This window comes from Hymenobacter miniatus (assembly GCF_016427455.1).
Classification (GTDB): Bacteria; Bacteroidota; Bacteroidia; order Cytophagales; family Hymenobacteraceae; genus Hymenobacter; species Hymenobacter armeniacus.
In genome coordinates this window covers 1-20,325 of the sequence record NZ_JAELXR010000006.1, presented here as the reverse complement: position 1 = coordinate 20,325, position 20,325 = coordinate 1, and the positions used below count along the sequence as shown (strand labels likewise).

Here is a 20,325-nt window from a genome sequence, read left to right as displayed (position 1 = left end):
CAGTAGCAATATGCAGAAAGGAACAGTGCTTAAAAGCCGTCCCTTACTGCCTTGTAAATTCCAATGCCCCAAGATACCCTCAAGCTCCCCGAACTTTCCCTTATCATCCTCATTGGCAGCACGGGCGCGGGCAAGTCCACGTTTGCGCGGCGCTTGTTCAAGCCCACGGAAATCGTGTCGTCGGATGCCTGCCGGGGCCTGGTGGCCGACGATGAAAACGACCAATCGGCCAGCAAAGACGCCTTTGAGCTGCTACACTACCTGGTGGCCAAGCGCCTGAAGCGCGGGCTGCTCACCGTGGTCGATGCCACCAACGTGCAGGAGGAAGGCCGCAAGCCCCTGGTGGCCCTGGCCCGGCAATACCACGTACTGCCCGTGGCGATAGTGCTCGACGTGCCCGACGCCGTGGCCCAGGAGCGCAACGCCCAGCGCCCCGACCGCCGCCACCTGGGCCGGCACGTCATTGCCAGCCACCGCCAGCAGTTGCGCCGCAGCCTGCGCAACCTCAAGCAGGAGGGCTTCCGGCACATCCACCACCTGCGCAACGTAGGCGAAATCGACGCCATCCAGTCCATCACCCGCGACCGCCTCTACAACAACCGCCAGGAGGAAACCGGCCCCTTCGACATCATCGGCGACGTGCACGGCTGCTACGAGGAACTGCGCGCGCTGCTGGAGCAGCTGGGGTATCAGGTGTTGGAAGAGCCAATCAATGACGTGCGGGATTTGGGCGTGCGGGTGGTGGCACCGTTGGCTGTTCAGGCGGGCGCCTCACCCCCTGACCCCCTCTCCGAAAAAGGAGAGGGGACACCGGACATGCACAGTTATGCACCCGTTGAACGCACCCCCTCTCCTCTATCGGAGAGGGGGCCGGGGGGTGAGGCGCCCGCCCGAACGACCCGCAAAGCCGTCTTCCTCGGCGACCTCGTGGACCGCGGCCCCGCCTCCCCGCAGGTCCTGCGCCTCGTGATGAGCATGGTGCGCGACGGCAGCGCCCTCTGCGTGCCCGGCAACCACGACATCAAGCTCCTGCGCCACCTCAACGGCAAGAAAGTCACCGTCAACCACGGCTTGGCCGAAACCCTGGCCCAGCTCGAACCCGAGCCCGAAGCCTTCAAAAGCGAGGTCCGGCGCTTCCTCGACGGCCTGGTGAGCCACTACGTGCTCGACGGCGGCAAGCTGGTCGTCGCCCACGCCGGCCTCACCGAGGAGATGCAGGGGCGCGGCTCGGGCGCCGTGCGGGCCTTCGCGCTGTTTGGCGAAAGCACCGGCGAGATTGACGAATTCGGCCTGCCCGTGCGCTACGAATGGGCCCGCGAATACCGGGGCCGCGCCATGGTCGCCTTCGGTCACACGCCCGTGCCCGATGCCGAATGGCTCAACAACACCATCGACCTCGACACCGGCTGCGTGTTCGGTGGCCGCCTCACCGCCCTGCGCTACCCCGAGCGCGAAATTGTGGATGTGCCCGCCGCGCAGGTTTACTCCGAGCCTGTACGTCCGCTCAACTACCGCGCCATCCAAGCGCAGGCTCAAAATCAGAACAGCCTAACAACTGACAACGAACAACTGACAACCAATGCGCAGCACGAAAACGACGACCTGCTCGATATCCGCGACGTTACCGGCAAGCAGTTCATTGAAACCCGGCTGATGCGCGGCGTCACCATCCGCGAGGAAAACTCCGTGGCCGCCCTGGAGGTGATGTCGCGCTTCGCCCTGCACCCCAAGTGGCTGCTGTACCTGCCGCCCACCATGTCGCCCACCGAAACGTCGGCCCTGCCCGACCTGCTCGAACACCCCGCCGAAGCCTTCGACTACTACAAGCGCCTCGGCGTGGAGCGCGTGGTGTGCGAAGAAAAGCACATGGGCAGCCGCGTGGTGGTGGTGCTGGGCCGCGACGAAGCCGCCATCCAGCGCCGCCTCGGCCTCGTGGGCGAAGGCATCGGCAAGGTCTACACCCGCACCGGCCGCAACTTTTTCACCGACGCCGCCCTCGAAACCGTTTTCCTCGCCCGCCTGCGCGACGCCCTGAGCACCGCTGGCTTCTGGGAGAAATTCGACACCGACTGGGTCTGCCTCGATGCCGAGCTGTTGCCCTGGTCGGCCAAAGCCCAGGAACTGGTCAAAACCCAGTACGCCGCCGTGGCCGCCGCCGCCCTCGCCGCCCTGCCCCAGGTCGAAGCCGCCCTTACCGCAGCCGCCGCCCGCCAGCTCGACGGCGCCGAAGCCCTGCTGGCCCGCACCACCGCCCGCCATCAGGCCGCCGCCCACTATGCCGACGCCTACCGCCGCTACTGCTGGCCCGTGCACTCCCTCGACGACCTCAAGCTGGCCCCCTTCCATCTATTGGCCACCGAAGGCAAGACCTACTTCGACCGCGACCACGCCTGGCACATGGAAACCCTGCGCACCCTAGCCCAGGCCGACCCCGGTCTGCTCCGCGCCACGCCCTACCGCGTCGTCCCCCTACACGACCCCGCCGAAGTCGAAGCCGCCATCCAGTGGTGGACCGACCTCACCGCCGCCGGGGGCGAAGGCATGGTGATGAAGCCCTACGAATTCATCTCCCAGGGTAAAGGCGGCCTGCTCCAGCCCGCCCTCAAGTGCCGGGGCCGCGAGTACCTGCGCATCATCTACGGCCCCGACTACCTGCTGCCCGGCCACCTTGACCGCCTCCGCCAGCGCAATGTGAAAGCCAAGCGCAACCTCGCCCTGCGCGAGTTCGCCCTCGGCGTGGAGGGCCTGGAGCGCTTCGTGGCCCAGCAGCCCCTGCGCCGGGTGCATCAGTGCGTCTTCGGTGTGCTAGCGCTGGAAAGCGAGGCGGTTGACCCGCGGTTATAGACATTGAGCTACTTATTTCCGATTATTCCCATTAGGAAAATATCGCTGCTTTCGTTCATCTTTAGATTCTTAAACCACGCATTTTTTTCTTCCTTATGTAAATGTATGTCAATGATTCTAGCTATTTGCCGTTTTTCCCATACGTCTGCTCTGTTATAATACTGACGTATTTCCAATGCTTGATTTCGTTGAATTGATTTCTCTAAAGACTCCAAAGTAGCTCTGCCTATATATGAGCCAGCATTTCTTCTTAGGGACCTAAAGTAATTGAAAAGAACTTCCGTGTCTTTATAACCATCAACTGCTAACAATTTAACCAGATGAGTTCCTATGTATTCGGGAAGATACTTGTCATCTGTTAGCCATTTGCACAGCTGATTCTTTAAGTACGTTTTTATTTCTTTAGGAATTGCATCGCTGTGTTTGATAAGTAAATCAACTACATATGGAGTGAATTGCGGAAACTTTTCTAATATGTTTGATAAATTTCTAAATTTTTCAAACATCTCTTTGTATAGGATTTGCTTGCAATATTCTTTGAAATCATCGGGCTTAATTATTTTTGCATTCTCAATTTCGTTAGTGATATCAATAGTGGATTCTTTGATTCTCTGGATTTCATGTTCGGATGGATTCCTGAATTTGGTAGGAATGGTTCCTGAGTATCCGCTTCTAATAATTCGCCTTTCCTTTTTCTTTTCAGCTTTTTGAACAGTTCTCTCCGCAAGCGTTATTACAAACTTTTCTTTATCAGAGACATCCTCTATGAGCGTCTTGCTTTGATTGATAAATAGTCCCTCAATTGAAAGTCTCTCAACTAGTAGAGATAGCCAATAGTGGGCAGTTTTGGCGTTTGGAGCAAAAATCCTGAAATCATCGACATAGCGACAATAGTCTATGTTGTGAGACAATAGAAACTTGTCTACGTCTATTAAAGCTGCTTCTGCAAGTATCCTGCTTGGATTTGAACCGACCGGTAAGCCGTAAGAGTCTCTATTTGCCCAGAATAGCAATAGCTCATTTATTGCTTTAACCGTGTTTTGATTTTTCTTAGTTATGGATAGTAGAATTGATTCTAATCTGTGTATGTTAAGTCGGTCATAAAAGTTGGATACATCGCACTTTGCCAGTACAGATATTTCGGGCTTCTTTATATTTTCAGCAACATAATCGTTGAAAGAAGTAAACGTGTAAGATTTGTCGAACACGTACTTTCCTTCCTCTTCTACTTTGAATCTATATGAGAAGACACGCTTTGCTGTTTTGTTGATTCGTGCCTTTTCAATTTCTGATGCAAGTATTAATACAAGTGCTGAGTATTTAATTGTGTCTAGCGGGTCAATGAGGGCACATTTGCGAAAATCAAACGCTTCCTTTTTGGGGTATAGGACGTAATTAATAGGGTGGACCTTTAATTCCTGTAACGAGGTATTAGCGCTGACGGAATCATCAGATGTTGAGGAATCAATAGTTGACTTTGCTTCGCGATAAACCTTGTCTCTAAAGGCCTCTTTTTCCAGTAAGCCTATTTCAAATGGCTTATCGAAAATATCAGTAAGTCCTTCTGAAATGACGTTGTTGATAGAGTAGTTGATAGCGTCTTTAGTAGTCATGCTTGAAAGCAAACGTTTGTGATGAGCGAATGTAAGCTATTAAACCCTCTTATCTCCCGTAAAGTCCGCGAAGCTGCCGCCGTTACCCAACGTGTCTCCCATCACCTTTCTCCACCAGCGTGCGCTCAATGCGACGGTCGGGGATGAGCCACATCAGCGCCACGGCCACGTAGATGCCGCCCGCCACCCACGGGTTCCAGAAGCTGGCCGCGATGCCCGCGCAGTAGAGCGGGGGCGACGACAGGCCCTTGAAGTCGCGCCCGATGGCGCGGGCCAGCGTCGAATTTGGGCCTTCGAGGGCAATAATGCGGCTCTGCAAAATCCAGTAGGCCACGCCGGCCATTAGCAGTATCACCCCGTAGAGCACCATGGCGGGCTTGGCGAAGTGGTTTTCGCCCATCCAGCCTGTGGCGAAGGGCACCAGCGACAGCCAGAACAACAGGTGCAGATTGGCCCACAGGATGCCACCGGAAATTCTACTCGTGCAGGCCAGCATCATGTGGTGATTGTTCCAGTAGATGCCGATGTAAACGAAGCTCAACAAGTAGCTAAGGGCCACAGGCAGCAGCGGGCGCAGGGCGGCGAAATCGGCGCCATGCGGCACCTTGATTTCCAGCACCATGATGGTGAGGATAATGGCGAGCACGCCGTCGCTGAACGCTTCGAGTCGTCCTTTGTGCATTAGTTAGGAAATAAGGCTATATAAACGCGGTAGCTAAAGTAGCATTAGCGCACAGAGTGTTTCAGGAGTGCCATACAGCAACGCTTGAGAAAAAGTGGATGCATAAAAATATTGTATCACAAGTTTCAATAATTATTGAAACTTGTGATACATTTGCTAGTCCGATGCAAGCGCGGCCGGAATGTCCCGGGACTGCGCCATTTGCCGGGCCCCCGTGTATGCCACAGCTGAAAATGGTAATTGCCGGAGGAAACGGGTTTTTGGGCCATCATCTGGCCGGCTATTTCCGGGAGCGGGGCTGCCGGGTGGTATTGCTGGGCAGGGGAGCGGCCTCCGGCCCCGACTACGTGCGCTGGGATGGTCGCACCCTGGGCCCCTGGGCTGCCGAGCTGGAGGGGGCCGACGCGCTGATAAACCTCGCGGGCCGCACTGTCGACTGCCGCTACACGGCGGCCAACCAACGTGAAATCATTGCCAGCCGCGTTGAGAGCACCCGTGTGCTGGGCGCAGCCGTGGCCGCCTGTGCCGTGCCGCCGCGGGTGTGGCTCAACTCCTCCACCGCCACCATTTACGCCGACACAGCAGGCGGGGAGCCGGCCAATACCGAAGCAGCTGGCGTCATCGGCGAGGGATTTTCGGTGGGAGTGGCGCGGGCCTGGGAGGCGGCTTTTGCCGCCTGCCCGGCGCCGGCCACCCGCAAGGTGGCGCTGCGCACGGCCATTGTGTTGGGCCGCGAGGGCGGCGCCTTCCCGGTGATGGCGCGGCTGGCCCGGCGCGGGCTGGGTTCGCCGCAGGGCGATGGCCGGCAGTGGATGAGCTGGCTGCACATCGTCGACTTCTGCCGGGCCGTGGAGTTTCTCATCAACGCGCCAACGGCGGCCGGAGCCTTCAACCTGTGCGCCCCGCAGCCGCTGCCCAACCGCGACTTTATGGCCCTGCTGTGCCGGGAGCTGCGGCCCTGGCTGCGCCTGCCCCAGCCGCGCTGGCTGCTCGAAATCGGGGCCTTCATGCTGCGCACCGAAACCGAGCTGATTCTGAAAAGCCGCAAAGTGTACCCGCAGCGACTGCTGGAGTTGGGCTTCCAGTTTGATTTTTCCACCTGCGATGCCGCGCTGCACGACCTGCTGCGACCTGCTTAGCTTCCCAACCATCCACCATGGAACCATTGAATGACCAGCCGCCGCTTTCGCTGGCCGATGCCAAAGCCCAGTTTATTCACCTTTGGGGCGTGTCAGGCAGCAGCTGGGGCGTGAGCAAAACCCTGGCCCAGGTACACGCCCTGCTACTCGTGAGCCCGGTAGCTCTTAGCACCGAAGACATTATGGAGCAGCTCACCATCTCGCGCGGCAACGCCAGCATGACGGTGCGCGACCTGCTCGACTGGGGCCTGATATACAAGGAACTGCGCCCCGGCGAGCGCCGCGAATACTTCGTGGCCGAAAAGGACATGCTGCAGGTGACGCGCTGCATCATCCGAGCCCGCAAGCGCCGCGAACTCGACCAGATGAAGCGCAGCCTCGACCAGCTCGCGGCCCTGCCCGGCGACCCTGCCGATGCTGAATACAGAGCCTTCCACGCCACGCTCACCGAAATCCAGCAACTGGCCACCGTGTCGGATAAGCTGCTCACACGCCTGATGCAGGCCGAAAAAAGCTGGTTCTGGAACACGTTTCTGAAGCTGTTTATGTAGCGAAAAGCGCCTAACCAGAATCCTGTTTATGCATGAGCGTGATAGACTGGCTAGAACAATGTTTGTGCTACGGAGGCCGATACAACAGCATGTGGTAGGCACAATACCTACATTTTCTCTTTTTAAAGCAAGTGCTATTGCAGTGGTAGGGGCAGTTTCTGTGAGCACTACTGGCGGAGTGTTGTGTGACCAGTTTATGCATTTATCCTCCACTATCTCGCATTGGGTAGTAGCGCTTTGCGCAGTTTTGGTAGCCCCATTTTTAAGTGGAATTGCACTAGAAAAGTTGATTCAGCGAAGCAAAATCTCCCCGAAGCCAAATTTGATGCAGGCTGGGTTTGCAGTGTGGGGTTGGCTACTGTTTGCAGCACTGGTTTACTGCTTTGGCAATGGGATGACACCATTAATTACTGTAGTCGTGCTTTTTACCTATGGTCTCTTACTGCAATTGCTGGTATTGAGCTTGGCTATGTTGGGCGCCTGTATAGCCCGCTACATCTGGTCGCAGAATAGAAGTCATTAGTACCCGCCCGGCGGTCGGCTTGGCCGTTTTGTTCACTCTTTCAGGTTAATCATATGCTGCCGTCCGAGAATCAATCCGAGCCGACCGAACCTAACCGCACCGAGAATGACCCGGCTGCGGCCCCGGCCTTTGCGCCGTTCCAAACCCCGCCGGAACTGCCGGCCGGTGCCGACTTCGCGCATCAGGCCGAAGAGGAAATGCCTGGCAGTGCCTGGGGCTCGGCGTTGCTGGCCATTGTGGGCACGGCGCTGGTGGCCGGCGTGGTGGGCACGCTGTTGATGTGGCTGTCGCTGCGGCGGTACGAGTCGTATGGGGCCACGCTGTTTTGCCTGTCGCCCACTATCTGCAGCTTCGTGGCGGTGCTGCTGTACCGGCGGAAGCAGCCCGAGCAAGCGGGTGGCGTGTGGTCGGTTTCGTGGGCGGTGGTGGCCATTATGGCGGTGCTGGCTTCGATGCTGCTGCTCATCTCTTCGGGGGGCGAAGGCATCATTTGCGTATTGATGGCGCTGCCTTTTGCCCTGGTGCTGGCACTGGTTGGCGGGCTGCTGGGGCAGGCGGTGGTGGAAATGCGCGGCCCGCGCCGGCCCCTGCCCGTGCTGGCCGCCGTGGTGCTGCTGTACCCGGCCGCGCAGGAGTACGAAGTGCGCCGCCCAGCCCCGGTGCTGCCCCGGCGCGTGACGACGCACCGGGTGGTGAACGCGCCGCCGGCCGCCGTGTGGGCCGTGCTGATGCGCCCCGTGACGTACCCGGCCGCCAACTCCTGGTTTCGGGCGGGCGTGGTGTACCCCACGCGCACGGCTTTCGCGCTCGATTCGGCCACCGGCCGCCGCACGCTGGTGTGCCGGTATTCGCAGGGCCTGGCCCACTTGCCGGTGGTGGGGTGGGAGCCCGGCCGCAGCCTCACGTTTGCCGTGCCGCCGCCCAGCATGCCCGCGCCCATGCGCGAGCTTAGCCCGTACCCCAGCGTGCACGCGCCGCACCTACACGGGTTTTTTCGGGTCGACAGCGGCACGTTCCGGCTGCAGCCCCTGCCGGGCGGGCGCACGCTGCTCGAAGCCCGCACGGTGTACCGCCACTCCATTGGCCCGCAGTTTTACTGGCAGCTTTGGAGCGACTACCTGCTCGATACCATGCACGGCCAGGTGCTGGCTACCCTGAAAGAACAGGCTGAAGCTAGCCGCACTCATGAATAAGACGTTGGAAAAGCCTTGCTCTCCCGGCATCCGCGTCGCGCCGCGCACAACCGGCAGCTCGGCCTATGCCCCCGCCCGGGTGCGGGCTCTGTTCGATGCCATGGCGCCCACCTACGGTTTTGCGCCCTGGCTGTCGGGAGGGATGCTGGGCCGCTGGCGTCAGCAACTGGTGCACGGCCTGCACGCGCCGGCCCCCGGCCATCGGGTGCGGGTGGTCGACCTGATGGCCGGGGGCGCCGACCTGTGGCCGGCCCTCAGCCGCCACCTTGGGCCCAGCCTGCACCTCACGGCCGTCGATTTTTCGGCCGCCATGCTCGCCCGGGCCAGCCGGCACGCGGCCGGCCCCGGGCTGACGCTGCACCCGGCCGATGCGCTGGCCACCGGCTTGCCCGCGGGCCGGGCACACGTTGTTACCAGCACTTTCGGGCTGAAAACCCTGGACCCGGCCGCCTACCCCGCGCTGGCCCGCGAGGCGGCCCGGCTGCTGCGGCCGGGCGGCCAGTTGGCCCTGCTCGAAGTGGTGCTGCCCGCGCGGGGCTGGCTGCGGCGGCTGTTGCCCGCGTATCTGGCCGCGCTGATGCCGGTGGTGCGGTGGCTGTGCCCGGCCGCCGCGGTGCACGCCGCGCTGGCCGGCTACCTCCGGCGCGGCTCCGACCTGGGGCAGCTGCGCCACGCCCTGCGGCAGGCCGGTTTTGGCGGGCTGCGGCAGCGGCGCCTGTGGCCCGGCTGCGCGGTGCTGCTCACGGCTGAGCTGACCAGGGCGCAGTAGTAGCTTCGCGCATTCTTCGTCCCTTCCATGCCGACCATGTCAACTGCAACCCTTTCCACCCAAGCCCGTGCCGCCTTGCTGGGCCTGGCCGTGGGCGACGCCCTTGGCGTTCCGGTGGAGTTTTTGTCCCGCGCCGCCCGTCAGAAAGACCCCGTGACCGGGATGCGCGCTTTTGGAACCCACCACCAGCCCGCCGGTACCTGGTCCGACGACTCCTCGCTCACCTTCTGCCTGGCCGAAACCTTGGCCTTGCCCGCTGGCCGCACGGCCGCGCCCGACCTGGCCGACTTCGCCCGGCGCAGCATCAACTGGCTCGATAGCGCCTACTGGACTGCTCACGGCAAGACTTTCGACGTGGGCAATACCTCCCGCACGGCCATCAACCGGCTGCGGCGCGGCACTACCCCCACGGCCGCCGGCCCCCGCTCCGAGGAGGACAACGGCAACGGCGCACTCATGCGCATTCTTCCGCTGGCCTTCCATGAAACTTGGCGGGCCGAAACCCTCGATTTAGATGCCGCTTGGGTTCTGACCGAAAACGCGGCCAGCGTCACACACGGGCACCCGCGCTCTACGTTGGGCTGCTTCATCTATCTGCTGGTGGCGCGGGGGCTGCTGGCCGGTTTAGCTCCCGCCGATGCTTATGCCGCCATGCGCGAGCTAGCGAACCCGTGGCTCGAACACGGCAGTATACCGGCCGTGGTGGAGGACAAGTATTACCGCTGGGTGCTTTCAGGGGCATTGCCTGACCAACCGGAAAGCAAAATTGCTTCTTCCGGCTACGTCGTCCACACCCTCGAAGCAGCCCTTTGGTGCCTGTTGCGGCACGATACCTACGCCGCCACGGTGCTGGCCGCCGTGAACCTCGGCGACGACACCGACACCACCGGCGCTGTAGCTGGTGGCCTCGCGGGCCTGGCCTACGGTGAAGCTGCGATTCCAGACGAGTGGCTGGCCGTGTTGGCTCGGCGGGCTGACATTGAGCAACTAGCCGTGCGGCTGGCTGGAGCTAGCATAGCATCAGACACCCGGCCTTAGCGCTTCTGGAAATCTGTCACCAGCAATTGCTCGTCGCAGAAAGCGTATTCGGCCGGCACGTTGGAGCTGAGCAGGAGCGTACGACCGGCGCGCGTGGCCTGCACGTGCTCCTGGTACCAGGCCACCCCCGTTGCGTCCAGATTGGTTGTGGGCTCGTCGAGCAGGAGCAGGGGGGCGGCGGCATAGAGCGCCAGGCCCAGTTTCAGGCGCTGCTTCATGCCCGATGAAAACTCGCGCACCAACTGCTGGCGCGCGTTTTCGAGGTACATCACGTCGATGAGCTTGTCCAGCGTGATGCCCGGCCGCAGAGGCTTGAAACTTGTGTGAAACTGCAGCAGCTCCAGCAGCGTCAGCTCTTCCAGCAGCTCCAGATAGGGGGCGGCGTAGGCGAGGTGCTGGGGCACGTCTTCCACGGGCACCGCCCGGCCGGCCAGCTCATAGGTCAGCTCGCCCTGGGTGGGCAGCAGCTGGCCCGAAAGGGTGTTCAGCAGCGTGCTTTTGCCAGCGCCGTTAGGCCCGAGCACGGCCGTGGCACTGCCCGGCCGAAACGTGCGCGTCAGGCCCCGGAATATCCAGTCGCGCTGAAAGCGCTTGCCCAGGCCGGTGGCAGTGAGTAGCAACTGAACAAGAAAGATTATTCGGCCTCGCTGCCGTCGGTTCGGCCGCGCTTGGGGCCTTTGATGATACCGCGCGTGGCCGCCCGCACAAAGCCTACCGCCGTTTCGCGCTCCGGCGTGGCGGGCAGCTCGCGCTCAATCTGGGCCAGCGCGTCGTGGTTGTTCAGGCCGCCCAAAAACAGCGTGCGGTACAGCTGCTGCACCTGGTTGATGGCCTCTTCCGAAAACCCGCGGCGGCGCAGGCCCACCGAGTTGGCGCCGGCGTAGGACAAAGGCTCGCGGCCAGCCTTCACGTACGGCGGCACGTCTTTGCGCACCAGCGAGCCGCCCGAAATCATGGCGTGGGCGCCGATTTTCACGAATTGGTGCACGGCCGACGAGCCGCCCACAATGGCGTAGTCGCCGATTTCGACGTGGCCGGCCACCTGCACGGTGTTGGCCAGGATGCAGTGGTGGCCGATGACGCAGTCGTGGGCAATGTGCACGTAGGCCATCAGCAGGCAGTGGCTGCCCACGCGGGTTTCGCCGCGGTCCACAGTGCCGCGGTTCACGGTCACGCACTCCCGAATAACGGTGTGGTCGCCAATCACGGCGGTGGTTTGCTCGCCCGCAAACTTCAAGTCCTGCGGCACGGCCCCAATCACGGCGCCCGGAAACACCTGGCAGTGCGCCCCGATGCGGGCCCCGCTCATGATGGTCACATTGGGCCCAATCCAGGTGCCCTCGCCAATCTCCACATCGGCCGCAATGGTCGTAAACGGTTCAACGGTTACGCCGGGCGCGAGGCGAGCATCGGGGTGAATGTGAGCGAGGGGAGAAAGCATATAAACAGTTAACAGTTAACAGTTAACAGCAGACAGTTAAAGAATGAAGGCGAAGCAAAAAGCTGTGCACTGTTCACGGATAACTGTTCACTGAAACTAGGCGTCTTTGCGGACGATGGCGGCGCTCATTTCGGCTTCGCACACCACTTTGCCATTCACGAAAGCCTGGCCGCGCATTTTGGCAATGCCGCGCTTGATGGGCGCCAGCAACTGGCAGTGGTAAATGATGGTATCGCCGGGCAGCACCTTCTTCCGGAAGCGGGCATTTTCAATGCCCAGGAAGTATTGCCAGTAGTTTTCGGGGTCGGGCACGGTGTTCATCACCAGAATGCCGCCGGTTTGGGCCAGGCCCTCAATCTGCAGCACGCCGGGCATCACCGGGTTGCCGGGGAAGTGCCCCTGGAAAAAAGGCTCGTTGATGGACACGTTTTTCACGGCCGTTACCACCTGGTCGTCAAGGTGAATGACCTTGTCAATCATCATGAACGGGTAGCGGTGGGGCAGCACCTGCATGATGCGGTTGATGTCCATCACCGGCTCGCGGTTCAGGTCGTACACCGGCACGGGGTTGCTGCGGGCCTCCAGCATCTTCTTTTTGATGCGTTTGGCAAAGGCCACGTTGGCCGCGTGGCCGGGGCGAGCGGCCAGAATCTGGCCTTTCAGCGGGCGGCCCACCAGGGCGAGGTCGCCCACGAGGTCGAGCAGCTTGTGGCGGGCGGGCTCGTTTTTGTGGCGCAGGTCCACGTTGTTCAGAATGCCTTCTTTCTTCACCGACACGCGGGGCTTGCCCAGCATTTTGGCCAGGTCGGTCAACTCGTCGTCGCTCACCACGCGGTCGACCACCACGATGGCGTTCGAGAGGTCGCCGCCGCGAATGAGGTTGTTTTTGTAGAGCATTTCCAGCTCGTGCAAAAAGCAGAACGTGCGCGACGAGGCAATTTCGTCGCCAAATTGGTTGATGTCGGCCAGCGTGGCGTGTTGCGAGCCCAGCACCGGCGAGTTGTAGTCCACCATCACCGTGAGGCGGTAGTCGGACAGCGGCAGGGCCGCAATTTCCACGCCGCGGGCATTGTCGACGTAGCGGATGCTTTCCGGAATTTCGTAGTAGTTGCGCAGGGCGTTCTGCTCCTGCAGGCCCACGGTTTCAATGGCCTTGATGAACTCGGCCGACGACCCGTCCATGATGGGCGGCTCGGGGCCGGAAAGCTGAATGAGCACGTTGTCCAGTTGCAGGCCCACCAGCGCGGCCAGCGTGTGTTCCACGGTGTTCACGCGGGCGCCGTTTTGTTCAATGGTGGTGCCGCGGCTCAGGTCCACCACGTTGTCCACGTCGGCGTCCACGATGGGCTGCCCGGGCATGTCGACCCGCTGAAATTTGTAGCCGTGGCCCACCGGCGCGGGGCAAAACGTCATGGTGGCTTCCACGCCGGTGTGCAGTCCGATGCCGCGCACCGTCACGGGCGCCTGAATGGTGTGTTGCTTGTCGTTCATTTCATTGGTTGTCAGTTGTTTGTTATTAGTTGTTAGTCGTTTAAAGCCTGGTGGCCTAACAACTGACAACTAGCAACGAACAACTAAGAAGCTGCAAAGCTAGGGCTTTTCCGTCGCGTTTTTCGCCTTCTCCAGCTCGGTCACGCGCTGCTCGAGCTCGGGCAGGCGGCGGAATACGATTTGGGCGCGCTGGTTTTGCTTGAAGTCGAAGGCCGTGGAGCCCTGCAGGATGGTGCCTTCCTGCTTCACGTTTTTGCCGATGCCGGATTGGGCCGTGACGGTGGTTTTGTTGGCCAGCGTGACGTGGCCGGCCATGCCCACCTGCCCCGCCAGCACGCACTGGTCGCCGATTTTGGCCGAACCGGCGATGCCGGTTTGGGCCGCAATGACGGTGTTGCGGCCAATTTCCACGTTGTGGGCCAGCTGCACGAGGTTGTCGATTTTGCTGCCCCGGCCCACCCGCGTCGAGCCCAGCGTGGCGCAGTCGACGGTGGCGTTGGCGCCGATGCTCACGTAGTCTTCCAGCACCACGTTGCCGATTTGCGGAATGGCCTTGTAAGAGCCGTCGGGCTGCGGCGCGAAGCCAAAACCATCGGAGCCCACCACGGCGCCGGCTTTGATGACGCAGAACTTGCCAATGACGGTATCGGGGTAGATTTTGGCCCCCGCGTGGATGACGCTGCCTTCGCCAATAGTCACCCGGTCGCCGATGTAGGCGTGCGGGAATACCAGCACGTTGTCGCCCAGCTTGCACTGCTCGCCGATGTAGGAAAACGCCCCTCGGTAGTGCCCGGCGCCAATTTCCGACGACTTGCCGATAAAAGCTGGCTCTTCCACGCCGCGCTTGCCGGTGCGGGTGGCCTGGGCGTAGAATTCCAGCAGCTGGCTGAAGGCCGTGTAGGGGTTTTCAACCCGTATCAGCGTGGGTTTCACGGCTTGCCGCAATTCCTGGTTCTGGCCGACGATGACGGCCGAGGCCCCGGTTTCGTATAAAAAGGGCTCGTATTTGGCGTTGGAGAGGAAAGTAAGGGAGCCGGCTTGGGCTTCTTCAATCTTGGCCAGGCTGGAAATGCGCTGGGAGGCGTCGCCTTCCACGGTGCCGCCGAGCACTTCGGCGATTTGCTGAACGGTAAATTCCATAGGCGGCAAAATTAGGTGTCAGTTGTTGGTTGTCAGTTGTCAGGTTCCGGTTAATGCACGGGGGAGTGCCCGGCCTAGATGCCTGACAACTGACACCCAACAACTGACAACTAAACTATTTCCTTCGGGTAGCAGATGTAGAACTTCTCGACTCGTTGGCTGAGCGCGCGGATGTTGGGCAGGTCGGAGGCTTCCATCACGTTCACCACGTCGCCTTTTTTGGTCAGTATTTCGATGGGCTCCTGGCTTTCGGCGTTGTAGGCGCTGTTGCTGAGGCGGCCCGATATCATCAGCAGGGCCGCTTCCTCGGGCGAGAGGTTGAATTTTTCCTCAATCAGCTCCCGGATGCCGAGCCGAAACTCCTCGTCGAAGGGCTCGGGGGCCAGCACGATTTTGAGCAGGTTGCGGTGCAGGATGCTCTTGGCGAGGTAGCTGAGCACGGTGTCGGGGTGGCCGGCCCAGGTCTTGATGGCCGACCAGATGTCGTAATCGTCGAGCTCCACGAAGTGGTTGAGGATTTTGTCGTCCTTCTCAAACTCGGCCAGGCTCACGGCGCGGCCCAGGAAGTAGCCCAGGCAGCTGTTGGCGGGCACCTCCACGCCCTGGCGGGCCAGGTCGCGGGCCCGCTGCACCACCCGAATGACCATCTGCTCGGCCGAGGTCACGGTTTTGTGCAGGTACACCTGCCAGTACATCAGGCGGCGGCTCACCAGAAAGTTCTCGACCGAGTACACGGCTTTTTCTTCCAGCACCAGGCGCTCGTCGTGCACGCGCAGCATCTTGATGAGGCGGTCGGCGCCGGGGCGGCCTTCTTCCACGCCGGTGTAGAAAGAGTCGCGGTTGAGGTAGTCGAGGCGGTCCATGTCGAGCTGGCTGCTCACCAACTGGTGAAAAAACGGCCGGCCGTACGTGCCGTCAAACATCGAAATGGCTAGCCCCAGCTTGCCGTGAAACTCCGCGTTCAGCCGTTGCATGAGGAAAACCGACACCTGCTCGTGCGGCACATTTTGGAAAATGGCCGTTTCCAGAGCGTGGGAAAGGGGGCCGTGGCCCACGTCGTGCAGCAGAATGGCGGCCATGGCCGCCTCGCCCTCGGCCGCCGAAATCTTCACGCCCTTGTCCTTGAGCGTGCGCAGGGCCAGGCTCATCAGGTGCATGGCGCCCAGCGCGTGGTGAAAGCGCGTGTGCAGCGCCCCGGGGTACACAAACCCCGTGAGCCCGAGCTGCTGAATGCGCCGCAGCCGTTGAAAGTAGCGGTGCTCAATCAGGTCGAACAGGAACTCCGTGGGGATGGTGACGAAGCCGTAGACGGGGTCGTTGAAGATTTTCTTTTTGTTCACAGTGGGGGCGGGGGCAGGATGACGGGCCGAAACCGGAAAGCGAAGTTGCGGCGCTGCTGCCGATAAACCGGCAACATTTGCAGCCGCGGTCCGTCCATGACTGAACGCGAAACTACGCCCCGTCGTTTGGGCAAGCTCAACACTCCGCCCCAAACGCGGTTGCAACCCGTAGCGTCGTTTCGCTATATCTATTCGGGCCGGCTTACGTTACCTACTGAAATCAACACCCCCACCGAAGGTCAGCGTAAGCCAAGTCCCCAAGACCCCAAGTCCCTACTATGCAACAAACCACCATTCTCTGGGCCGACGATGAAATCGACTTGCTCAAGCCGCACTTGCTGTTTCTCAAGGAAAAAGGCTACGACGTGACGCCCGTCAACAGCGGCGCCGACGCCATCGAGGAAATTCAGGAAAAGAGCTACGACCTCGTGTTTCTCGACGAGAACATGCCCGGCCTCACCGGTCTCGAAACGCTGAGCGAAATCAAGGCCATTCGGCCCACCGTGCCCGTGGTGATGATTACCAAGAGCGAGGAAGAGCACATCATGGAGTCGGCCATCGGCGCCAAAATCGCCGATTATCTGATTAAGCCGGTGAACCCCAGCCAGATTCTGCTGTCGGTGAAAAAGGTGCTCGACAACAAGCGCCTCATCAGCGAAGCCACCAACTCGGGCTACCAGCGCGACTTCCGCCAGCTCGGCATGCAACTCTCCGACCGGCTTTCGCCCTCGGAGTGGGCCGAAGTGTACAAGAAGCTGGTGTACTGGGAGCTCGAAATCAACGAGACCGAAGGCAAGAGCATGGCCGAAGTCTTCAACATGCAGAAGGACGAGGCCAACACCTACTTCGGCCGCTTCATCACGGAGAGCTACGAGGACTGGGTGAACGGCGACGACAAGGACGCCCCGCTCATGTCGCACCAGCTGTTCAAGGAGCGGGTGTTCCCCACGCTGAAGGCTACCGGCGACACGCCCGTGTACTTCGTGCTCATCGACAACCTGCGCTACGACCAGTGGAAAGTGCTGGAACCCATCATCACCGAGTTTTTTACGGTGGACAGCGAGGAGATGTACTACGCCATTCTGCCGACTACCACGGCCTATGCACGCAACGCCATTTTCTCGGGCATGATGCCGGGCGAGATTCAGAAGAAGTACCCCAACCTGTGGGTGACTGACGACGACGACGAGGGCAAGAACCTGCACGAGGCCGAGTTCATGGAAATCAATTTCCAGAAGAACAACCAGAAGGCCAAGTACAGCTACAACAAGGTGACCAACCTGCAGGCCGGCAAGGACTTGCTGGGCAAGATGAGCAACCTGCACAACAACTACAAGTGCAACGTCATCGTGTACAACTTCGTGGACATGCTCTCGCACGCCCGCACCGACATGGCCATGATTCGGGAGCTGGCCGCCGACGAGTCGGCCTACCGCAGCATCACTCGCTCGTGGTTCCTGCACTCGCCGCTGTATGAGATGATGCAGCAGATTGCCGAGAAAAAAGGCAAGCTCATCATCACCACCGACCACGGCACCATTCGCTGCAAGCGTCCCTACAAGATTGTGGGCGACCGCAACACCAACACCAACCTGCGCTACAAGCACGGCAAAAACCTGGGCTTCGACGACTCGCGCGACGTGTATGTGGTGCGCAAGCCGGAAAGCATTTTCCTGCCGCGTGAAAACGTGAGCACCGCGTATGTGTTCACCATCGGCGACTACTTCTTCGCCTACCCGAACAACTACAACTACTACGTGAACTACTACAAGGACACGTTCCAGCACGGCGGCATCTCGCTCGAAGAGTGCATCATTCCGTATATCACGCTCACGCCGAAAGGCTAATTTGAAATAGTTTTCAAGAACAAAGAAGGCCGCCTTTTACCAGGCGGCCTTCTTTGCTTTGGCGTGGTTGAGTTAACTATTTGAGTTTGTCCAGCGCTGCCCGCAGCCGCGGCAGCGCCGACTGAATGGATACCACCGTTTCGGCGCCCACCGAAGCGCGGAACCACGGCTCCGACGCCGGCGAACCAAACGCGGAGAAGGGCACCAGCGCCAGCTTGGCTTCCGAAATCAAATAGGACGTGAGTTCGGCGGTGGTGGCCAGCACGGTGCCATCGGGCGCGGTTTTGCCCAGCACGTCGATTTTGATGGTGAGGTAGATGGCGCCGGCCGGGGCTACGGCGTCGACGGGGTAGCCGGCGGCCTGCAACTCCTTCAAGCCGTCAAATAAGGCTTGCAGCGAACCTTGCAGGTTGGTTTTCATCTCACCCAGAAAGGCATCTACGGCTTCGGTTTCAGGCATGAAATGGGCCGTGGCGACCTGCTCGGCTTTGGGAGCCCAGGCCCCGACGTGGCCCAGAATGGACTTCATTTTCTCGATGATGGCCGGGGGGCCGAAGCTGTAGCCCACGCGCACGCCGGTGGCGGCAAAGCACTTGGAAATACCATCGATGTAGATGACGTAGTCGCGCAGCTCGGGGCGCAGGCTCACCGGGTCGTGGTGCTCGGTGCTGCCGAAGGTGAGCAGCCAGTAAATCTGGTCGTAGAGAATGTAGAGCGGCTTTTCATCGGCGCCGCGGAGCTTGTTTTCGGCAATCACCAGGTCGCAGATTTCTTCCAAGCCGGCTTTGGTGAACACCGTGCCGGTGGGGTTCAGCGGCGAGCACAGGGCCAGCAGCGTGGCGCCGGGCAGGTGCGGAGCCAGGTCGGCGGCCGTGGGCATGAAGTTGTTTTCGGCGCGGGTGGGCACGGCCACGGGCGTGGCGCCGGTGAGGTGGCAGTAGTGGTTGTTGTTCCAGCTGGGCAGCGGGAAAATGACCCGGTCGCCGGGGTCGACGAGGGAGCGGTAAGTAGCGTAGATGAGCGGGCGCGAGCCCCCGGCAATCAGAATGTCGTTGGGGCCGTACTCCAGGCCCTGGCGGGTTTTCAGAAAATCCGACACCGACTGGCGCAGCTCGTTGATGCCGGCGGCGGGCGGGTAGTTGGTCAGCCCGGCCTGGTAGGCCCGGGTGATGCCCTCGTTAAGCGCAGTTGGAATGGGGAAAATCTTCGGGTCGAAGTCGCCGATGGTCAGGTTGCAGATGTTGGCGCCCTGGCGCACCTGCTCGCTTACCTGGTTGCCAATGCGAATGATTTCGGAGCCGCTCAGGCCGGCGGCCATCTTGGATACTTGCATAGAAGGGAAGCAGCCGGATACAAGCTACATTGGCCGCGAAGGTAAATGACGCCTGCGGCATCATTGCCCGGCCGCCCGCCGCAGCTCGTCTTCGGCGCCGGCGGCGCGCTTGCGGGCGGCGGCCACTTTGCCGTTGCCGAAGCGGTAGGTGAAGGCGGCCGTGGCCACGCGGGTGTCCTGCCGCGTCACAAAGCTTTCGGAAAAAGATGTGTATACCGACGTAGAGCGCAAAACGGACGTGTAGAGCACGTCCGAAACGTTCAGCCGCAGGGTGGCTTGCTTGCCCCAGAAGCTGCGCTGCAGGCCCAGCAGCAGCTGCCCGCGGGACCGGGCGCGCTCAAAGCCCCAGATTTCGCCCGATTGAAAGGACCCGTTCAGCTCCCCCGACCAGCCGTGCGGCAGGCTGAACGTATTGTTGGCGGTGAGCTGGCAGGCCGGCTGTTGGCGGTCGAGCAGGGTGCCGGCCAGCTCGCCGCGAAAGCGCGACACGTAGAAAATGCCGTTGGCGTAGAGCGTCCACCATTTGGTGGGCTCCACGGGCGCGGTCAGGGTCAGGGCGAGGTAGTCCTGGCTGGTCAGGTTCACTTCGCGGCTCACCACCTGGCGGCCGCCGTCGGGGGCGGGCTGTACCACCGTCACGATGGGCTGGCGGGTGTGGGCGTAGGTGAGGGCCGTGCTGAATTTCTGGCGGTAGGTGTGCGTCAGGTCCACGTTATAGCTGGTCTGGGCCACCAGGTAGGGGTTGCCCGACCGGTACGAAACCGCGTCGACGTAGGCCCGTAACGGGTTTAGCTGGGCGTAGTTGGGTCGGTCGATGCGCCGGCCGGCGGCCAGGGCCAGCGCGTGCTGCGCGGCCAGCTGCACCTGCAACGAGGCCGTGGGAAACAACTGCAGGTACCGGCGCTCGTGCATGCCCTCGCCCGCGAGGGTGGTGCGAATGGTGGTTTGCTCGGCGCGCAGGCCGGCCTGCAGGCCGGCCTTGCCGCGGCCGCCGCGCACGCTGGCGTAGGCAGCGTTCACGTTTTCATAGTAGTCGAAGGCGCTCGATATCGAGGGCGCAAAGACGCCGTTTTCGAGAAAGGCCACCGCGCTGGCGGAGGTCACCCGCGTGCTCTTGCCGCCCAGGTCGAGCCGGCTGCGGCGGGGCAGGGGGCGGCTGTAATCCAGCTTCAGGGCCGCAATGGTCAGGTCGCTGCGCTGTTCGCCCGTGAGCAGGGCCGGCGCAAGCGTTGGCTCCAGAAAGCTGGTGCGCAGGTCGAGGGCGCGGGTGGTGCGGTACTGCGCGTAGTCGGCATCGGCCGTCAGGCTGGCGGCCGATGCCGAGTCGGCAAAAGCGTGCCGCAGGTTCAGGTTGGCGCTGCCGTTGGGCCGCTTTATTTCC

General features: G+C 61.2%; 15 protein-coding genes and 1 pseudogene. 7 read left to right on the top strand and 9 right to left on the bottom strand.

Annotated features, from left to right (window positions below; all coding sequences use genetic code 11):
• Positions 1 to 63: 63 nt before the first annotated feature.
• Positions 64 to 2,844 (top strand): polynucleotide kinase-phosphatase, encoded by a 2,781-nt coding sequence (locus tag JAO73_RS10845; RefSeq protein ID WP_198977075.1) that lies wholly within the window; start codon positions 64 to 66, stop codon positions 2,842 to 2,844.
• Between the two features lie 8 nt (positions 2,845 to 2,852).
• Here JAO73_RS10845 and JAO73_RS10840 read toward each other — a convergent pair whose 3' ends face one another.
• A complete protein-coding gene (locus JAO73_RS10840; protein ID WP_198977074.1) occupies positions 2,853 to 4,457 on the bottom strand; it encodes an RNA-directed DNA polymerase in 1,605 nt (534 codons plus the stop codon).
• An 82-nt stretch (positions 4,458 to 4,539) separates the two neighbouring features.
• A complete protein-coding gene (locus JAO73_RS10835) occupies positions 4,540 to 5,139 on the bottom strand; it encodes a TMEM175 family protein (RefSeq protein ID WP_198977073.1) in 600 nt (199 codons plus the stop codon).
• Between the two features lie 218 nt (positions 5,140 to 5,357).
• On the opposite strand from JAO73_RS10835, the gene JAO73_RS10830 reads away from it, so the two are divergent.
• From JAO73_RS10830 to JAO73_RS10810, 5 genes are all read left to right on the top strand, one after another.
• Positions 5,358 to 6,278 carry a TIGR01777 family oxidoreductase gene (locus tag JAO73_RS10830; RefSeq protein ID WP_198977072.1) on the top strand — a complete coding sequence of 307 codons (921 nt, stop codon included), beginning with the start codon at positions 5,358 to 5,360 and terminating at the stop codon, positions 6,276 to 6,278.
• A 17-nt stretch (positions 6,279 to 6,295) separates the two neighbouring features.
• Positions 6,296 to 6,829 carry a GbsR/MarR family transcriptional regulator gene (locus JAO73_RS10825; RefSeq protein WP_233169147.1) on the top strand — a complete coding sequence of 178 codons (534 nt, stop codon included), beginning with the start codon at positions 6,296 to 6,298 and terminating at the stop codon, positions 6,827 to 6,829.
• A gap of 576 nt (positions 6,830 to 7,405) precedes the next feature.
• Entirely contained in the window at positions 7,406 to 8,545 is a 1,140-nt protein-coding gene (locus tag JAO73_RS10820; RefSeq protein ID WP_198977071.1) for an SRPBCC family protein, read from the top strand.
• Positions 8,538 to 9,314, top strand: coding sequence for a class I SAM-dependent methyltransferase (locus JAO73_RS10815; RefSeq protein WP_198977070.1), 777 nt, complete (start codon positions 8,538 to 8,540; stop codon positions 9,312 to 9,314). The genes JAO73_RS10820 and JAO73_RS10815 overlap by 8 nt, the downstream gene beginning before the upstream one ends.
• A gap of 36 nt (positions 9,315 to 9,350) precedes the next feature.
• The gene (locus JAO73_RS10810) at positions 9,351 to 10,352 is read left to right on the top strand and encodes an ADP-ribosylglycohydrolase family protein (RefSeq protein WP_198977069.1); all 1,002 of its coding nucleotides are present in this window, start codon (positions 9,351 to 9,353) and stop codon (positions 10,350 to 10,352) included.
• Here the strand turns inward: JAO73_RS10810 and JAO73_RS10805 are convergent.
• From JAO73_RS10805 to JAO73_RS10785, 5 genes and pseudogenes are all read right to left on the bottom strand, one after another.
• Positions 10,349 to 10,903 (bottom strand): annotated as a pseudogene (locus JAO73_RS10805) (ABC transporter ATP-binding protein); the annotation flags it as partial. The gene JAO73_RS10810 and the pseudogene JAO73_RS10805 sit on opposite strands and share 4 nt — an antisense overlap.
• An 83-nt stretch (positions 10,904 to 10,986) precedes the next feature.
• Positions 10,987 to 11,793, bottom strand: coding sequence for an acyl-ACP--UDP-N-acetylglucosamine O-acyltransferase (gene lpxA / locus JAO73_RS10800; protein ID WP_190922590.1), 807 nt, complete (start codon positions 11,791 to 11,793; stop codon positions 10,987 to 10,989).
• Between the two features lie 96 nt (positions 11,794 to 11,889).
• A complete protein-coding gene (locus JAO73_RS10795; RefSeq protein WP_190922589.1) occupies positions 11,890 to 13,284 on the bottom strand; it encodes a bifunctional UDP-3-O-[3-hydroxymyristoyl] N-acetylglucosamine deacetylase/3-hydroxyacyl-ACP dehydratase in 1,395 nt (464 codons plus the stop codon).
• A gap of 99 nt (positions 13,285 to 13,383) precedes the next feature.
• Positions 13,384 to 14,424 (bottom strand): UDP-3-O-(3-hydroxymyristoyl)glucosamine N-acyltransferase, encoded by a 1,041-nt coding sequence (gene lpxD / locus JAO73_RS10790; protein WP_198977067.1) that lies wholly within the window; start codon positions 14,422 to 14,424, stop codon positions 13,384 to 13,386.
• 110 nt (positions 14,425 to 14,534) lie between these two features.
• Positions 14,535 to 15,764: an HD domain-containing protein gene (locus tag JAO73_RS10785; RefSeq protein ID WP_198977066.1), complete on the bottom strand. Its 1,230-nt coding sequence runs from the start codon at positions 15,762 to 15,764 to the stop codon at positions 14,535 to 14,537.
• A 278-nt stretch (positions 15,765 to 16,042) separates the two neighbouring features.
• Here JAO73_RS10785 and porX point away from each other — a divergent pair, with 278 nt between their 5' ends.
• Complete coding sequence (gene porX / locus JAO73_RS10780; protein ID WP_198977065.1) at positions 16,043 to 17,611, top strand: T9SS response regulator signal transducer PorX; 1,569 nt, start codon at positions 16,043 to 16,045, stop codon at positions 17,609 to 17,611.
• Positions 17,612 to 17,687: 76 nt separating this feature from the next.
• Here porX and JAO73_RS10775 read toward each other — a convergent pair whose 3' ends face one another.
• Positions 17,688 to 18,944, bottom strand: coding sequence for a pyridoxal phosphate-dependent aminotransferase (locus JAO73_RS10775; RefSeq protein WP_233169146.1), 1,257 nt, complete (start codon positions 18,942 to 18,944; stop codon positions 17,688 to 17,690).
• Positions 18,945 to 19,004: 60 nt separating this feature from the next.
• On the bottom strand, positions 19,005 to 20,325 hold a 1,321-nt coding region (locus JAO73_RS10770; RefSeq protein ID WP_198977064.1), incomplete at its 5' end, for an outer membrane beta-barrel family protein.

Coding starts and splice junctions, on each gene's coding strand:
- JAO73_RS10845 (WP_198977075.1), top strand. CDS start 64: ATGCCCCAAGATACCCTCAAGCTCCCCGAACTTTCCCTTATCATCCTC.
- JAO73_RS10840 (WP_198977074.1), bottom strand. CDS start 4,457: ATGACTACTAAAGACGCTATCAACTACTCTATCAACAACGTCATTTCA.
- JAO73_RS10835 (WP_198977073.1), bottom strand. CDS start 5,139: ATGCACAAAGGACGACTCGAAGCGTTCAGCGACGGCGTGCTCGCCATT.
- JAO73_RS10830 (WP_198977072.1), top strand. CDS start 5,358: ATGCCACAGCTGAAAATGGTAATTGCCGGAGGAAACGGGTTTTTGGGC.
- JAO73_RS10825 (WP_233169147.1), top strand. CDS start 6,296: ATGGAACCATTGAATGACCAGCCGCCGCTTTCGCTGGCCGATGCCAAA.
- JAO73_RS10820 (WP_198977071.1), top strand. CDS start 7,406: ATGCTGCCGTCCGAGAATCAATCCGAGCCGACCGAACCTAACCGCACC.
- JAO73_RS10815 (WP_198977070.1), top strand. CDS start 8,538: ATGAATAAGACGTTGGAAAAGCCTTGCTCTCCCGGCATCCGCGTCGCG.
- JAO73_RS10810 (WP_198977069.1), top strand. CDS start 9,351: ATGTCAACTGCAACCCTTTCCACCCAAGCCCGTGCCGCCTTGCTGGGC.
- lpxA (WP_190922590.1), bottom strand. CDS start 11,793: ATGCTTTCTCCCCTCGCTCACATTCACCCCGATGCTCGCCTCGCGCCC.
- JAO73_RS10795 (WP_190922589.1), bottom strand. CDS start 13,284: ATGAACGACAAGCAACACACCATTCAGGCGCCCGTGACGGTGCGCGGC.
- lpxD (WP_198977067.1), bottom strand. CDS start 14,424: ATGGAATTTACCGTTCAGCAAATCGCCGAAGTGCTCGGCGGCACCGTG.
- porX (WP_198977065.1), top strand. CDS start 16,043: ATGCAACAAACCACCATTCTCTGGGCCGACGATGAAATCGACTTGCTC.
- JAO73_RS10775 (WP_233169146.1), bottom strand. CDS start 18,944: ATGCAAGTATCCAAGATGGCCGCCGGCCTGAGCGGCTCCGAAATCATT.